This is a genomic window from Paenibacillus sp. FSL H7-0714 (assembly GCF_038003765.1).
GTDB lineage: Bacteria > Bacillota > Bacilli > Paenibacillales > Paenibacillaceae > Paenibacillus_AQ.
The window spans coordinates 6,521,354-6,538,568 of record NZ_JBBOPT010000001.1; the positions used below are offsets into that span (position 1 = coordinate 6,521,354).

Annotated in this window: 12 protein-coding genes and 1 riboswitch; of the genes, 5 read left to right on the plus strand and 7 right to left on the minus strand. The window is 46.2% G+C overall.

Annotation, left to right across the window (positions count from 1 at the left end; all coding sequences use genetic code 11):
- Positions 1 to 83: 83 nt before the first annotated feature.
- The gene (gene uvrB, locus NST34_RS29425; protein WP_042192280.1) at positions 84 to 2,075 is read right to left on the minus strand and encodes an excinuclease ABC subunit UvrB; all 1,992 of its coding nucleotides are present in this window, start codon (positions 2,073 to 2,075) and stop codon (positions 84 to 86) included.
- A gap of 277 nt (positions 2,076 to 2,352) precedes the next feature.
- Between uvrB and NST34_RS29430 the strand changes: the two genes are divergently transcribed.
- The gene (locus NST34_RS29430; RefSeq protein WP_076286986.1) at positions 2,353 to 3,135 is read left to right on the plus strand and encodes a flagellar motor protein; all 783 of its coding nucleotides are present in this window, start codon (positions 2,353 to 2,355) and stop codon (positions 3,133 to 3,135) included.
- Positions 3,132 to 3,968: a flagellar motor protein MotB gene (locus NST34_RS29435; RefSeq protein ID WP_341129266.1), complete on the plus strand. Its 837-nt coding sequence runs from the start codon at positions 3,132 to 3,134 to the stop codon at positions 3,966 to 3,968. The genes NST34_RS29430 and NST34_RS29435 overlap by 4 nt, the downstream gene beginning before the upstream one ends.
- A gap of 456 nt (positions 3,969 to 4,424) precedes the next feature.
- Here NST34_RS29435 and gcvH read toward each other — a convergent pair whose 3' ends face one another.
- Entirely contained in the window at positions 4,425 to 4,817 is a 393-nt protein-coding gene (gene gcvH, locus NST34_RS29440; protein WP_341129267.1) for a glycine cleavage system protein GcvH, read from the minus strand.
- Positions 4,818 to 4,996: 179 nt separating this feature from the next.
- Positions 4,997 to 5,095, plus strand: a riboswitch (glycine riboswitch).
- Between the two features lie 185 nt (positions 5,096 to 5,280).
- On the opposite strand from gcvH, the gene gcvT reads away from it, so the two are divergent.
- The 3 genes from gcvT (at position 5,281) to gcvPB (ending at position 9,309) form a co-directional block, all read left to right on the plus strand.
- The gene (gcvT, locus tag NST34_RS29445) at positions 5,281 to 6,393 is read left to right on the plus strand and encodes a glycine cleavage system aminomethyltransferase GcvT (protein ID WP_341129268.1); all 1,113 of its coding nucleotides are present in this window, start codon (positions 5,281 to 5,283) and stop codon (positions 6,391 to 6,393) included.
- Positions 6,394 to 6,499: 106 nt separating this feature from the next.
- A complete protein-coding gene (gene gcvPA / locus NST34_RS29450) occupies positions 6,500 to 7,852 on the plus strand; it encodes an aminomethyl-transferring glycine dehydrogenase subunit GcvPA (RefSeq protein ID WP_341129269.1) in 1,353 nt (450 codons plus the stop codon).
- Positions 7,849 to 9,309, plus strand: coding sequence for an aminomethyl-transferring glycine dehydrogenase subunit GcvPB (gene gcvPB, locus NST34_RS29455; RefSeq protein ID WP_341129270.1), 1,461 nt, complete (start codon positions 7,849 to 7,851; stop codon positions 9,307 to 9,309). Before gcvPA ends, gcvPB begins: the two co-directional genes overlap by 4 nt.
- A gap of 494 nt (positions 9,310 to 9,803) precedes the next feature.
- On the opposite strand, the gene NST34_RS29460 is transcribed toward gcvPB, so the two are convergent.
- From NST34_RS29460 to NST34_RS29480, 5 genes are all read right to left on the minus strand, one after another.
- Positions 9,804 to 12,818 (minus strand): efflux RND transporter permease subunit, encoded by a 3,015-nt coding sequence (locus NST34_RS29460; RefSeq protein WP_341129271.1) that lies wholly within the window; start codon positions 12,816 to 12,818, stop codon positions 9,804 to 9,806.
- 252 nt (positions 12,819 to 13,070) lie between these two features.
- Positions 13,071 to 14,225 (minus strand): cation:proton antiporter, encoded by a 1,155-nt coding sequence (locus NST34_RS29465; RefSeq protein ID WP_042192295.1) that lies wholly within the window; start codon positions 14,223 to 14,225, stop codon positions 13,071 to 13,073.
- A 222-nt stretch (positions 14,226 to 14,447) separates the two neighbouring features.
- Positions 14,448 to 14,771, minus strand: coding sequence for an L-rhamnose mutarotase (locus tag NST34_RS29470; RefSeq protein ID WP_042192298.1), 324 nt, complete (start codon positions 14,769 to 14,771; stop codon positions 14,448 to 14,450).
- A gap of 117 nt (positions 14,772 to 14,888) precedes the next feature.
- Positions 14,889 to 16,049 (minus strand): ABC transporter permease, encoded by a 1,161-nt coding sequence (locus NST34_RS29475; RefSeq protein ID WP_076285708.1) that lies wholly within the window; start codon positions 16,047 to 16,049, stop codon positions 14,889 to 14,891.
- On the minus strand, positions 16,042 to 17,214 hold the full coding sequence (locus NST34_RS29480) for an ABC transporter permease (RefSeq protein ID WP_042192302.1): 1,173 nt from the start codon (positions 17,212 to 17,214) through the stop codon (positions 16,042 to 16,044). Before NST34_RS29480 ends, NST34_RS29475 begins: the two co-directional genes overlap by 8 nt.
- Position 17,215 lies beyond the last annotated feature (1 nt).

The window sequence follows — 17,215 nt, forward strand, 5'->3', positions numbered from 1 at the left end:
TCCATCTATTTATTCAAAAAGAACGGCCAGGACAGCACCGTTCAATTCCTTATTTTAAATATCGGTGATGCATTTAAGGTTTATTACTCGGCCCGAAGCTCCAACAATGCGTCACGCAGCTCTGCCGCGCGTTCGAATTGCAGGTTCTTCGCAGCGTCCTTCATCTCGGCTTCCAGACGCTGGATCAGGCTTTGTTTCTCTTTCTTATTCATCTTGCCACCAACACCCGTGAGGTAATCCGCCTTAGACTCAGCAACCTTCGTTGCCTCGATGATGTCACGCACCTTTTTATTAATGGTGGTTGGGGTAATGCCGTGTTTCTCATTATGGGCGATCTGGATGGCGCGACGACGCGACGTTTCGCTCATCGCCTTCTCCATCGAATCAGTGATTCGATCACCGTACATGATTACACGACCCTCGGAGTTACGGGCCGCACGACCAATCGTCTGAATTAGGGAGCGTTCGGAACGAAGGAAGCCCTCTTTATCAGCATCGAGAATAGCGACCAGCGATACTTCTGGGAGGTCGAGACCTTCTCTTAGCAGGTTAATGCCTACCAAAACATGGAATGTACCAAGACGAAGATCACGTAAGATCGCCATCCGCTCCAGCGTTTTGATATCAGAGTGCATATAACGAACCTTAATCCCAATTTCCTTAAAGTAATCCGTCAGATCCTCCGACATCTTCTTCGTCAACGTTGTGACGAGTACACGTTCATCTCGTTCCACCCGATCACGAATTTCACTAATCAAGTCATCGATTTGTCCCTCTGTAGGACGAACCTCAATGATCGGATCCAAAAGACCTGTAGGCCGGATAATCTGCTGCACCATGGTGTCGCAGTGCTCCATTTCATAGGGTCCTGGTGTCGCTGAAACATATACGATCTGCTTCACCTTTTCTTCGAATTCCTCGAACTGGAGTGGACGGTTATCCAGCGCAGACGGCAAACGGAAACCATGCTCTACCAGTACCGTCTTACGCGCCCGGTCACCATTATACATCGCCCGAATCTGTGGAAGTGTTACATGGGACTCATCAATAATGATCAACATATCATCTGGAAAATAATCCATTAATGTATACGGAGTTGCCCCTGGTTCACGGAAGGTGAGCGGACCGGAATAGTTCTCAATCCCAGAGCAGAAGCCCACTTCTTTCATCATCTCAATATCATAACGTGTCCGCTGTTCCAGACGCTGAGCTTCAAGAAGCTTTCCTGCGTCACGAAGAACCGTTAAGCGGTCTTCCAGCTCTTTTTCAATGTTGACCAGTGCCACTCGCATCGTTTCTTCCTTGGTAACAAAGTGAGACGCCGGAAAAATAGCGACATGATCGCGCTCCCCGATCAGTTCACCCGTCAGTACATCAATCTCAGTGATTCGCTCAATTTCGTCACCGAACAATTCGACCCGAATGGCATGCTCACCCTGAGATGCCGGGAAAATCTCAACCACATCACCACGTACACGGAAGGTTCCGCGTACAAAATTGATATCATTACGCTGGTACTGGATATCCACTAGCCTGCTCAAAATCTCATTTCGAGGCTTCTCCATCCCTACCCGCAAGGACAAAAGCAAGCTTCCGTATTCCATCGGCGAACCGAGGCCGTAAATACAAGACACACTCGCCACAATAATAACGTCACGCCGTTCGAACAAGGAGCTCGTTGCGGAGTGGCGCAATTTATCAATCTCTTCATTAATACTGGAGTCTTTCTCGATATAAGTATCGGAGGAGGGAATATACGCCTCTGGTTGGTAATAGTCGTAGTAGCTGACGAAATAGTCTACCGAATTATGCGGAAAAAACTCCTTAAACTCACTCGCCAGTTGGGCAGCCAAAGTCTTGTTGTGCGCAATAACTAACGTCGGGCGGTTTAATTTGGAAATAACTTGTGCAACGGTAAACGTCTTACCCGTACCCGTCGCGCCCAGCAGCGTCTGGTGCTTCTTGCCCTGCCGGATGCCTTGTAGTAATTCCTCTATGGCATGAGGCTGATCGCCCTGGGGTGTATACTCGGACTCCAATTCAAAAGTCTTTGTACTGACGACAATATCACTCATTTGCCCGTCTCCCCTCTATCGTCTAAACTAGATTAATATATTATAATTGTTGTCTGAATGTTCTCTCTCCATACGATGGCAAGCTAAAACGCCTTTGGCGTCTCTAAAAGACGTTAAGCTGTTGTGCGAGAATTATAAGGATTAAAGTATAACGTGAAACTTATACTTTCTTATAATTAAAAAATATGGAAGATAAGAATATGTGTTCCCGTTCATTATACAGTGTTGCCTAGATCGTTGCAAACCATAATACATAGAAATGTTAGGAGCTTGAAGCATGGATATTACCTCAATAATCGGCCTATTGGCTGGACTGGCTGCGTTAATCGGCGGCTATCTCTGGGAAGGCGGAAGCCTCTCAGGACTGCTGCAGCTTAATGCAGCTTTGATTGTGTTCGGGGGTACGTTTGCCGCCGTTATGATCAGTTTCCCGGCATCTAAGCTGCGCTCCATTCCAACAGCATTACGCATGGCTTTCGGTAGCAACCCTGATCGTGATGTAGAAAAAGCAGAAGAACTTATTGCAATGGCAACCGTGGCCCGTCGCGGCGGCGTTCTAATGTTAGAAAAACAAGCTGAAGAACATCCGGACCCTTTTACACGTGAAGGTCTACTTCTTATTGTCGACGGCACTGATCCTGAGCAGGTAAGACAGATCCTTGAATTAGAAATGGATGCTAAAGAATTGAAGCATGAGAATTATGCTAAGATTTTTGAAGCTGCAGGTGGATATGCACCAACGATGGGAATTATCGGGACGGTGATGGGGCTCATCCGTGTACTTGGCAACCTTACAGATCCGTCAAATCTGGGCACATCTATCGCAGTGGCATTTACCGCAACATTGTACGGTGTTGCCATCGCTAATTTAATATTTTTACCCATCGCTTCCAAAATCAAATCCCGCAGTCAAAGCCAGCTACATAGTATGGAAATGCTGCTCGTCGGCATTCTTTCTTTGCAGAACGGGGATCACCCCTTGCTGGTGCGTAAAAAACTGAACTCATTCATCTCAGACACGGACACGAATGACCGTGCGGAAACTAGAGGTCTTCTATGAGACAAAGAGACCGGCGCAAGCGGCGTGTAGAGACTCGGGAAAGCCGCGACCGTTGGATGATTACTTATGCTGATCTAATTACACTTTTACTTATTTTTTTCGTTATATTGTATGCGATGAGCAGCCTGGATACTGACAAATATAACATCGTGACAGGCTCGTTATCCGAGACCTTCAAATCTGGCAGCACTGTCCTTGAGGGTGGGAACGGCATTTTAGATGCTGGGAAATCAACTGAGAACAAACCGGAAAGTACAGACGGGAATGGGAATGCAGCTGCAACTGCGAGACCGAATGATGGATCTGCTGAACAAACGGAGAACGAAACACCTTCGGCACGTGAACTTGCTTTTCGAGAACAAGAGGCTAAACTTGCTAAATTAATGGGTGTGATTACGAACTATGTAGAGGAAAATAATCTCGGAGAACAAATTTTTGTTGCCGACAAACCGCAGGGGATAGAAATCACACTCAGTGACCGTTTTCTCTTCGATATAGGTAAGGCAGACCTGAAGTCTCCAGCCCTACCTGCTCTTCAGCAGTTATCTGGCTTATTCAGCGATATCGGCGCAAAGATCAGCATTGAAGGACATACCGACAATACTCCAGTATCTTCGGCTTCTCACTATAACGACAACTGGGAGCTATCTGGTGCTCGTGCGCTGTCAGTGCTTCGCTTTTTCTTAGATCATGAAGGGTTGAACCCCGACAATTTTCAATATGCAGGGTATGCTGATACCCAGCCCACCGCGGAGAACACATCAGCTGCAGGTAAGCAAAAGAACCGCCGTGTAGAGATCATTGTGCTGCGGCAGCTTCAAGAGGGTGCCTAAAAAATGTTTTACTCAGAGCTAGTTACAGTAGCTAGGCCTGTGCGGGAGCGAATCTGCTTATCAACATACCAAAATGGGCTCGCCACTATTTATTACGGAAATACTCCCTGATTATCTGCCTATTCCCTTGTCCAGGCGCAGAATTAGGGAATTCCTCCCTGATTAATACCCTATTTAGTCAGAAATAGCGCTTTTCACCGAAATTTTAGGGAGGAATTCCCTAAAACCCTTTGTGTCACGCTATATTCGTCTAAAATAAGGGAGGTTTTCCCTAATTCCACAATCAGTAGATTCGCTTTTAAATAAAATCCCATAATTCTAAAGAGTCCCAGGATTTAACTCAAAAATCACCACCACTATCTATATAAAAACACCAAACAGCAAGTCCCCAAAAACGGAAACTTGCTGCTATAAATATCACATTCGGTGAAATTAATATTCAGAAAAAAATTAGAATTACTCCCCTACCAATGCACGATATCCAGCTGCATCTAGCAGACCTTTTACAGCATCAGCGTACTCTCCGTCCACTTCAATTTCAAAAATCCAACCCTCGCCATAAGGCTTATCGTTGATCAGTTCTGGACTAGCTTCTAAACCGTCATTAATCTTGGTAACCGTCCCTGAGACGGGTGAATACAGTTCCGATACGGTCTTAACAGATTCGATACTACCTACGCTGTCGCCAGCTGAAATGGCCAAACCCACTTCTGGAAATTCCACAAATACGATATCGCCTAACAAATGCTGAGCATGATCCGTAATCCCAACACGTACTACGCGTCCTTCCACTTGCTGTGCCCACTCATGCTCTTCGCTGTAAAGAAGGTTATCTAAAACTTCACTCATTTCAAGCCGCCTCATTTCCAAATTGGAATTCTAAATTTAGTTATAGCCTAAGTGATCGCGGAGCATAATGTCAATATTACTAAAAGTAAAATAAATTTGTCGTTTTTTTGACTTTTTCTTGTTGACAGCGCCCTCCTATACCCGTTTAATGGAGACATAAGAAACAAATACAGTTGCGGATGATGGCATAGGGAGAGACTGTCTCACTTGAAGACGGCGCCGAAGGAGTAAGCCCTAACAGGGGTGAATCTCTCAGGCAAAAGGACCTTTGTCGGACGTACCTCTGGAGAGCATCAGACGCGAGGCTGAGTGCGTCAGGTCACCAACGGGGAAACTTGCATGTTAGTTACGCAGGGTAACTCTCAGGTACAAAGGACAGAGCAGAAAGCGATTAGTGCATTTATGCATGATTGCTTCTGCCTGTCCTTTTTTTCGTATGTAATCAGACTAGGGGAGTGACGACATGGATGCTTTGAAAAGAACGCCTTTTTATGATCTCTATTCCGCATATGCGGAGTCCAGGTGCATTGATTTTGGCGGCTGGGAGCTGCCAGTACAGTTTACAGGTATCGTGAAGGAGCATGAGGCTGTTCGCCAGCAGGCTGGACTGTTCGATGTATCGCATATGGGTGAATTCATGGTGATCGGAAGCGGCGCTGAAGCCTTTTTACAAAAAATGACGACCAACGATGTCAGCCGCCTTACCGATGGTGCGGCACAATATACGCTGCTCTGTTATCCAAACGGCGGGGTGGTCGACGATTTACTCGTGTATCGACTAAGTGAAGGCCGTTATATGCTCGTCGTAAATGCCTCCAACATCGATAAGGACTTCCAGTGGCTGCAAGAGCATCTGACCTCTGAATTCGGTGAAGTCACACTCACTAATGTCTCTGACGAGACGCTTTTGCTCGCCTTGCAAGGTCCGCTGGCAGAGACCATACTCGCAGAAGTTACTGATGCACCGATCTCAACGCTCAAGCCTTTCCACTTCATCGAACGCGCAACCGTCTGCGGTGTAGAAGTACTGATCTCCCGTACGGGTTATACCGGTGAAGATGGCTTCGAAATTTATGCTCCGCTGGATGGGGCAGCGACGTTATGGAACGGCCTTCTCGCAGTTGGCTCTCCTCACGGATTAACACCTGCTGGACTGGGCGCACGGGATACGCTTCGTTTCGAGGCAAAATTGCCACTGTACGGTCAGGAGCTGTCGGCTGACATCACTCCTCTTGAAGCAGGGATTCAGTTTTTCGTAAAGCTGGACAAAGCAGATTTCATCGGACGCGATGCGTTGATACAGCAAAAAGAAGCGGGTCTCCCCCGCCGTCTTGTCGGTCTAGAAATGATTGATCGAGGCATTCCACGCTCCCATTACCCAGTCTATGCGGACGGCATCAAAATCGGAGAGGTCACAACCGGAACCCAATCTCCAACGCTGAAACGCAACCTGGGATTAGCTTTGCTTGATACAGCTTATAGTGAAATAGGCACAGAGGTTTTCGTAGAGATACGCGGCAAGCAGCTTAAAGCTGTCGTGATTAAGGCCCCTTTTTACAAGTATAAACGCCTTTAGCGTCCTTATTAGGACGGTTAGCTTTTAAGCGAGAAATAGAAGGATAAAGTATAGCGTGAAAATTGTACTTTCTTATATTTTAAAAAAGCCAAGGAGTGAAACCTTAATGAAGCACCGTTATCTGCCCATGACAGCACAGGACCGCGTAGAGATGATGGAAACCGTCGGGATTCAGTCCATAGATGAGCTGTTTTCCGATATCCCTGAAGCCGTCCGTTATCAAGGCACTATGCCGATGTCTGAACCACTCGATGAGTACGCCCTGCTACGTCACATGAAAGGTCTCGCTGACCGAAATGCTGACTTCGATTCGCACGCCAGCTTCCTCGGCGCCGGATTATACGACCATCACATCCCTGTGGTGATCAACCATGTCATTTCCCGTTCAGAATTCTACACTGCTTACACCCCTTATCAACCGGAGATCAGCCAAGGCGAACTGCAAGCGATCTTCGAATTCCAATCCTACATTTGCGAACTAACCGGTATGAAAGTAGCCAATGCCAGCATGTATGATGGCGCAACCGCATTATCCGAAGCAGCCGTCCTCGCAGCTGGTGCTACCAAACGCAAAAAATTAATTGTCTCCCGCACCGTTCATCCTGAAGCGCGCCAAGTGTTACGCACATCAGCTAATGCTTGGGGTCTTGAGGTAGTGGAGATTGACTATAGAGACGGTGTTACCGATCAGGCTAAGCTTGCTGAGGCCATTGATGGTAATACGGCTGCAGTACTGATGCAATCGCCTAACTTCTTTGGCAGCATCGAAGATCTTAGCTCCGTTGAACCGCTGATCCATGCTGTTAAAGGGTTGTTCGTCGTCAGTGCAAATCCGATCGCTCTTGGCGTACTAGAAACACCAGGTAAGCTCGGAGCCGACATCGTAGTCGGTGACGCTCAGCCACTCGGTATTCCAGCTTCCCTCGGCGGACCAACCTGTGGATTCTTCGCTGTAGCAGAGCATTTAATGCGCCGCATGCCAGGTCGTATCGTTGGTCAAACTGTTGACCGTAACGGTAAACGCGGCTTCGTTCTGACACTCCAAGCTCGTGAACAGCATATCCGTCGTGAAAAAGCGACATCGAATATTTGCTCCAATCAGGCGCTGCTCGCACTCTGCGCATCCGTCTACCTGTCCGTAATGGGTAAAGAAGGGATGCGTGAAGTAGGCGAGCTGAACATTCGTAAAAGCCATTACGCCGCTAATAAACTAAGCGAACTGACAGGGGCTGAACTTACCTTTTCCTCCCCATTCTTTAACGAGTTTGTCGTGAAGCTTCCGGAAGGAAGCAGCGTAAGTGCAATTAATTCGAAGCTGCTGAAGGAAGGTTATTTAGGCGGTTATGATCTGGGCCGTGATTATCCTGAACTTGCTGGACAAATGCTGGTAGCCGTTACGGAAAAAAGAAGCAAAAACGAAATCGACCAATTCGCTAGCGCACTGGAGGGCTGTTTATGAAACCGGAGCAAAGTCTAATTTTTGAATTAAGCCGTCCCGGCCGTTCGGCCTATTCCTTGCCAATATGCGATGTGCCGCAGGAAGAAACATTGGAAGCTCTGATTCCATCAGGTTTACTCCGTAGCGAACCCGTCGTGCTTCCAGAAGTATCCGAAGTGGACGTCATTCGCCATTACACTTCCTTGTCACGCCGCAACTTTGGGGTAGATAACGGCTTCTATCCACTCGGTTCATGTACGATGAAATACAATCCTAAAATCAATGAAGATGTTGCCCGCATCGTAGGCCTAGCTAAGATCCACCCGTACCAGCCGGAAGAAAGTATTCAAGGCGCACTGGAATTAATGTATACCCTGCAAAATGACTTATCCGCACTAACCGGCATGGATGCTGTATCTTTACAGCCTGCCGCAGGTGCTCATGGTGAATGGACCGGCCTCATGATGATCCGCGCTTACCATGAAAGCCGCGGGGAGACCCGCACGAAGGTTATCGTGCCGGATTCCTCACACGGCACCAATCCTGCTAGCGCTTCAGCAGCAGGACTTGAAACGATCACGATCCCTTCCACAGATAAAGGGATGGTTGATCTTGAAGCACTCAAAGCAGCTGTTGGCAGTGACACAGCCGCACTGATGCTGACCAATCCAAGCACACTCGGCTTGTTTGAGACCCAAATCGTCGAAATTGCTGAGATCGTGCACGAAGCAGGCGGCTTACTCTATTACGATGGAGCCAATTCCAATGCTATTATGGGCATTACCCGCCCTGGCGACATGGGCTTTGACGTGGTGCATCTGAACTTGCATAAGACAATGAGCACCCCGCACGGCGGTGGTGGCCCTGGAGCCGGACCTGTCGGCGTAAAATCAATCTTGATTCCGTTCCTACCACAACCAACTGTGGTGAAAAACGAAGATAGCAGCTTCTCACTCGACTTCGGCGGTCCTGAATCGATTGGACGCGTGAAAGCTTTTTACGGCAACTTTGGTATTCTCGTTCGTGCCTACGCCTATATCCGCACCTATGGTCCAGACGGACTGCGTGAGGTATCCGAAAATGCCGTGCTGAATGCGAACTATATGATGCACCGTCTGGCGCCGTATTTTGAAATCCCATATCCGGGCGTATGTAAACATGAATTCGTAATGTCCGGCAAAAACCTCAAGCAGTATGGTGTACGCACCTTAGACGTTGCTAAACGATTACTCGACTTCGGCTACCATCCGCCAACCGTGTACTTCCCTCTGACTGTTGAGGAATGTATGATGATCGAGCCGACGGAAACGGAAAGTAAAGAAACGCTCGACGGCTTCATTAATACGATGATCCAGATCGTAAAAGAAGCGCAGGAGACACCGGAAATCGTAATCAACGCACCTCATACCACAGAAATTAGCCGATTGGATGAGACACAGGCTGCGCGTAAGCCGGTATTGAATTGTTCTTGCGGTTAACAGCTAATGAGTAGTATTAAAAACGCAGGCCACGATACCAAGTATCGTCGGCCTGCTTTTCGCATGTAACTAAAAATCAACACTATGATCTACTCGGCCTGCACCTTCGCAAAAATCTGGAGTTATGATATCCTAATTTCGAGGGTAGCGTTTTCCCATTAGAAAGGAATGTATTCCTTGTGAAATTTGAATTTGTCCATAATGTATTCCACAGAAAATATTTATTGTCCCTTCCCTATTTGCTCCTCGCATTATTTATGCTATCCGCCTTATCTTCGTCCCATAGAATATTCTCTATCATCCCTTTCATATTAATTATGCTAAATGCATTGTATATCGTTGTAAAAATCATTATTTATAAAATCAAAACTTAGATCTCTCGCACAAATACGCAAGTAAATTCTCATTTTCTAAAAAACAAGGCCCTTCCCAGCATCATTAAAAATGTCTGAGAAGGGCCTGTTTCAGTTGTTTATCACTATAACTTTTTGATATTACGCACCATGCGTCGGAGTTTCTACTTTCACTACGCCCTTGCGCTCCTTAGCCGATTTACGGAAGTAGAACAGCTCGTAAATCGCTGGAACCACAACCAGCGTAAGCAGCGTTGCCGCGGTCAAGCCACCGATGACCACAATCGCCAAGCTTTGCGAGACGATGCTGCCCATCTCGGCATGGCCGAACAGCAGTGGAGTCATGGCGCAAATGGTAGCAATAGCCGTCATCAGAATCGGGCGCATCCGTGTTCCGGCCGCTTCCAGAATGGCTTCGCGAATACCCATATGCGTTTCATTCTGCTTAATACGGTCGATAAGCACAATCGCATTCGTGACGACGATACCAATTAGCATCAGAGCCCCGAACAGGGCAGTGAAATCAGGTGTTACGCCGGATACGATCAGTCCAACAATTGCCCCAATCGCAGCCAAAGGCAAGGAGAACATGATTGCCAGCGGAGCACGAAGGGTTTTGAAGGTGAGGACCATGATCAGATACACCAACCCGATGGAGATCAGCGCTGTCATACCAAGGTCAGCGAAATCCTCTGACTGATCAACCGAGGCTCCGCCTGCAAATAGAGTCACACCCTTTGGAAGGGTAAGACTATCGGTTTGCTTTTTAATATCCGCTCCGATTTCAGACACCTTCTTCGGATCCACTTCCGCTGTAATTCTCGCATATGGCTTCCCATCTTTATGGAACAACAGTGCTGGTTCATTCCGAACCTCATAGGTTGCTAGTTGAGACAACGGCTTTGGACCTTCAGCAGTCATGAGCGTCATTGCTTTTAAATCTTGCTCTGTCTTAGGCTCAGCCATAGGATCTAACACTACTCCCGCAGGTGTACCGTCCAGTTCGATTTGCCCCATAGGGATCGGGTTCAGCATAGCCGACAATTGCATGGTAATTTCTTGTGCATTCGTCTGTGCTGGATCTACCTTAAATGTAAAGACAGGTTTGGTATCCTCCATATTGCTACTGACCTTCTGAATACCCTCCACAGTCTTCAACTTATTCGTAACTTCTGCTGCAACAGCAGTAATATCTGTAAGATTATCACCCACGATATCAATATATTCGCTAGTGGAGCTTGAACCCATCATACTCATTTGATTAGCAACAAGTGTTGCCCCAGCGTAGGAATCCTTCACATCACGGACATGATCGATGAAGCCTTGCGCATCCGCACCTTTTTTCATCACAACGGTATAGTCCACTAAGGTCTCCGAGCTGACGGACCCCCACTGGGCCGCATCTGCACTGTTCCCTGATTGCATGATCACCGTTTCCGCTTCAGGCTGTTTCATCAAATCTTGCTCTAACTGCTTTCCTTTTTCTAAAATCTCTTTGACAGGAACATCCTTCGGATAATTCAACTGAACAGAGACATAGCTGGCATCTGAAGCATCAAGCGCACCTTTTGGCATAGTCACATAAGCAGCGATAGAGCCAATCAGAAGGAGAAGACCTAGCGATAAAGTAATCCATTTCCGGCGCAAATTCCAATCGAGGAATCGGGTGAACCATTTAGACGGCTCGTGTTCTTTCATTGAAGTTCTTCTCAGCAGCCATGAGCTTAACAGTGGCACTACCGTCAAAGCTACGACGAGTGAAGTAAGCAATGAATACGTGACTGTTAAGGCAAACGGAAGTAGAAACGCCTGTAAACTACCACGCAGAAGACCCATCGGCAGAAATACCGCTACCGTTGCAATCGTAGATGAAGTAATCGCTCTAGCCACTTCCCCAGTTGCGCTTATAATCATTTCACGGGAGAAGGGTTCTTTTTGCAGCCTACGGTAAATGTTCTCGATCACTACGATACTATCATCAACCAAGCGACCAACCGCAACGGCCACACCTCCGAGCGTAATAATATTCAGACTTATGCCGGATATATCAAGGAGATATAAGGTAACAGCTAGAGAAAGCGGGATAGAAACCGCCGTAATCAGGGTTGCCCGCAGGTTGCGTAGGAACAGTAAAATTACGATCGTCGCGAACAATGCGCCCAGCAATACTTCACGCATCATACTATTCACAGAGGTAACCACCATATCTGATGTGCTGAATACGACCGCTGCCTCTGCATTTGGAATGGTTTTGTTAATATGTGCTACGGTATCCTGTATATGATCTCCGACACTTACTGCATTCGCATTAGCTTCTTTGGTTACTATGGCGAAAAGAACATCTTTCCCATTCGAGCGGCTAACGCTCTCTTGATCTTCCTTCAATTCGATGACAGCAATATCCTGTAGCTTAACACCCGAGGATACGGGTAGCTTTTTTAGAGTATCGATACTATCAATTGTAGAAACCACATTAACGTTACCTGTCTGACCACCAATCGTCTGCTCTCCAAGGGATGCCGATACATTACGTCCCTGAAGTAACCCTAGTACTTGAGGTGTCGTAATTCCTTTCTCAGCCATTAATTTTGGATCTAGCTTCACCCGCACTTGCGGAGTTACTTTCCCATATAAGGCGACGTTGGCTACACCTTCTGCTTGTTGCATCTCTGGAATGATCGTTTCTTCCGCAAGCTTAAGGTTTTCTTTAGTCAGACCTTCGTCAAACGAAAGGGTGACCTGCGACACAGGAATCATGGAAGTATTCAGTTGAAGTACAAAAGGGGCCATCACACCTTCAGGGAACTGCAACGAATCTACAACCTTTTGCACCTCCCCAGCTGCATCCTTCATATTTGTTTTTGAGTCATAAAAAATATTCACCTGTGCGTATCCGTCTCCGGAAGTGGACAGTATTTCTTTCTTTCCCTTAACAAATGCGGCCCCAGCCTCAATCGGCTTCGTAACCTTCGTCTCCATCGCATGGGCATCCTGACCCGGACCGAGCACCGTTACAGTCACTTGCGGATTATCTGCCTCTGGCATAAATTCCATCGGTAGCGAAGTATAGCTCAGCCCTCCCACTACAAGCGCCATTACCACTAAAAGCCCTACCGCCGCCTTGTTACCGAACGACCATTTGGTTAACCATTTCATTATCGTTTCCCCTTCCACCCCGTATATTTCTGGTACTCCTCTTATGACTGCCCCATTATGTATTATTTTCCATCCCGAGATTTAGTTTAGACATTTTTGGTCGAAGTCAAAACAGCCCTACGGCTGGTTTTATACTCAGTCTTAAGACGGGGGGCTTTCTCCTTCCGAAGGATAGGGAATTAGAGCAAACAAAAAAAGAGCACCCCAAAAGCCATGTAAAATGGCTTTCGAGACACCCTTTTGCTATGATTATTATTTTTGTTTAGCGCGCACTGGATCGCGGAACATATATTTTAAGAGTGGTGGTGTTACAAGTGTAGTTACAATGACAACAATAATTACGGAAGTAAAATACTGCTGCTGCAACAATCCGCTTTGCAGACCTGTTGCCGCGATGATCAATGCAACCTCACCCCGCGAAATCATCCCTGAACCAATAATAAGCGATGAATGGTTATTAAATCCTGTAAGACGCGCCCCCAGACCGCCACCAAACAACTTGGTCAGAATGGCAATCACCGTCAACAAGAGGACGAATCCTAGTTGACTGCCAACCCCTTCAAAGGAAACATTAAGTCCGATACTGACAAAGAAGACCGGAACAAAAATCGAATAGGCGATAGGCTCAAGCTTAGATTCCACAGTGTGCTTAAAGGAGGTTTGTGAAATAGCAATCCCAGCTGCAAAAGCACCGATGATGCCTGCCATCCCCATAATTTCAGCAAAATACGCGAACGCAAAGCAAATCATTAGCGCCGCTGCGATAACAGCCTCTGTCACCTTTAACGGAGCCATCCATTTCATAACCCGCGGCACAACGAACCAACCCACAACAAGCGCTACAGCGAAGAACAACACTTTTTTCGTAATTAAAAGACCAATGGACACTGATTCTCCTGTGCCGAAAAAGCTCATTAATACAGCGAGCAAAATAACAACCAGAATATCATCGACTACAGCGGCTCCCAGAATGGTAGAACCTTCACGTGTATTCAACTTATTCATATCCTTCAGTACCTGAACCGATATGCTGACCGAAGTTGCACTAAGAATGACACCCATAAACATAGCATTATGATAAGCAAAACCAAACATTTCTCCGATGGCGAATCCACCTAGAAAAGGTAAAATAATACCTCCGACGGCTACTGCGAAAGCTGACTTCCAGTTCTTGCGCAGTTGATCCAGATCAGTCTCAAGCCCTGCTATAAACATTAACAATAGAACACCGATCTCCGAAAAATAATGAATAAACTCTCCATTTTGAATCCAACCCAGTACCGCAGGACCTAGTATAATACCGACAATTAACTTACCCAGTACCGACGGTTGTCCCAGTCGTACAGATAAATCACCAGCTAGCTTGGTGAATAGTATAATCAGCATAAGATATAGAACAAACTCCATGTTTCATCCACTCCCTTGTTGTATATAAGAACTGCCAACCAGGGACATCTCCAAGCCCAAAAAAGACAAAGAGGAGCCCTTGTTGACAGGCTCCTCCAAAAAACAAAAAATTATTCAATTAAACAATATTAAATATATTATAACCGTAATATAAAAGACTGTAAACAAAATACGCCGATATTTTACCTTATGCAAATTTTAGTTAATAAAGAATCAGCTTCACTATTTTAGATAGAACACTTCACGTAAAGGCAACATTGGCACCTCATCATTGAAATCAAATGACCCTTCAACCATCTTTGAAGTAATGGCATTCCATCGGTTGCAGGCGTCACTTTTAGCAATGTAATCGAAAGCCGCTTCTGTATCCTCACATTCAAAGCAATAAAAAAATTGATTACCATTCTGAAAGATGGAGTAGTTAGAAATACCAGCCTTACTGTGCTCCTCCAAAACTTCTGGCCAAGGATTTAAATGCATCGCTACATACTCTTCCAGACATTCTTCCTTCACCCGCCATGTCCAAGCCAATTTATTGCTGCTCATCTGTTCATCCTCCTAGAAATGTCCTCTATTGTACATAATAAGAATCAAATACATTTGATACCTATTATTGTACCTGAAGGTAACAGCCCAAGCTATGAATATCTAGCCTTATGCTTTCTAAGCATTAATTCCAGCTTCACTTGGGCGGAGAATGGCAGAACCAATCGCCAGTAGCACAGCAGCCATAAGACCTAAGATGGCAAAGGGTAACCACAACTCATTCCAGCCCCCACCGGTTGCAGCGATGTCGACCGCTTGGATGGCCCATTTTTGCGGAACAAAGTTAGCCGCCTTCTGCATATAGTCCGGCATAATGGATAAAGGCCAAAAGCAGCCGCCAAGCATACAAGTCGGTGTGATAATAAGGGAATTCAGCATACCAGCATTATTAGGATTACGAATTAATCCTGCCACTGTACTCGCGATCCCCATAGACACCAGCATAAATGCCGCAAGAACAAGGAAATAGAGATAGATTGGAACTTCATAATCATAGTGCAGCACCCAGCGACCTAAGGCGAGCACTACGACGATCTGAATCAGTCCGACCATGAAGCTACCCAGAAAATTACCAATAGCAATCTCGTAAGAACGAACCGGAGCACTGAACATTCGCATCATCGTCCGGCCTTTCCGATCATCCATAATCAGAGACACAGAGCTCGTGACCAGGCTCATGAGAAACATTAGCGTTAAGCCCGTAACGACTCCCAGTCCCTCCCGAGGATATAGATTATAATCAGTTCGAATGCTGCCAATACTGTGCTGTTCCGCTCTTTGCATAACCGTAGTAAACTGTGCGTCAACGTCCTTAGATCCGTTATTAACTGCCCCTATGATCGCGGCCGTACTCCTCATTTCATCAGCAATTGTGCTCGCTTTTAATTTAATCATAACGGAAGTTTCATTCGTCTTCAGCTCATACACACTAATTTGTGGCTCTTCTCCAGCAAGTAGTGCCGAAGTGAAGCCTGCTGGAATTAGAATCCCCGCTTCTCCATTCTGATCGACTACGCCTTCTCTTAAAGCAGTCTCGTCAGTCTTTTCTACAAATTTATATTCTCCGGAATTCTTTAGTTCAGTGAGCAAATGCTTACCTGCTGCCCCGTTATCCATATTCGAATACAGCACAACAGCTGGGTTCTCTCCCATCGTTCCAGTAACGGAAACAATACCTGCAAGTACAATACAAGGAAGCAGAATATAGATGAGCACCCCCTTCCTAGTACCAATGGTTCGTTTCACCATGTTCCAGGCAATCGTTAAGATTTTATCCATGATAACCCACCTTCCGGTACGAAATAGCCGCTGCACTGAACAACACTAGGCAGATCAGCGATAACACTCCCAAATTCGGCATAATTTGCGATACATCGGCATGTAACATCATTTTCAGAATAGCCTGCATTGCCCAATGATTAATCGTAAACGCCCCTATAGAGTTCACCCACGATTCTGGAAGTGGTGCCATTCCCCCGCTAATGAAGGTCATGCTTACAGTGAGTACCGTAACCACACTTCTTGCGCTTGCTCCAGTCTTGCTGAACATAGAAATAACGATAGATAAGGTCATCGAAGCCACAATCATCAGCAAGCAAAATAGGAGTAACAAGCCCGGGCGATTTCCCCAATTCACACCGAACAGCACATTCGTCAGAATAATAATCGCTGCGCACTGTACTATACTTACAACACCCACACCAAGCATTTTGCCAATAAACAGTTCTGAGCCTTTGACTGGCATTGAATTTATCCGGAAAAGGGTATGATTTTCTTTTTCATTAAAAAGAGAAGTACATACCGTCAAGCCGCTATACAGCAAAAACATCAGCATCATGGATACCGCATAGAACTGGGAAGAAGTATATGAATATCCTCCCTCGCTCAGTTCTCCAAGCTTTACGGAAGGCTCATTACTGGTGGAACTAGGTGCCATAACGTTCAAAGCTTCTGGACCCAGTGTCATCGCCACAGACTGTTTATAATTAAGATTCCTCAGAAAATTATCGAAGACCGTCCCTGCCACCCTGTTATCTGTACTTTTTTGGCCCAGTATAAATTCCAGCTGTGCGGCTTCACCGCTCTGTACCTTACTATCAAAGCCTGGAGGAACAACAACCGCATAACCATATTTTCCTGTTCGCAGACCGCTTTCTGCCGCCTCTCGACTATCCACCATAACCGGAGTAATGATATCCTTAAGCTCTGTTGACTTCAAAAAGCTATCCATCATCGCCGAGCTCTCATAGCCCTCGCCAGAAAGATTAACAACAGCCACTCGCACAACATCAATAGTAGTGGAGCCTTTGTCACCAACGACACCGGAGAGCGAAGCACCTAAGAGAAAGATCAATAACAGGGGCAACAAAAACATATTTAATATCATAGAACGTGAGCTAAATAGTCTTCGCAGCTCATAGATCATAATCGTCCAAGTATTCATC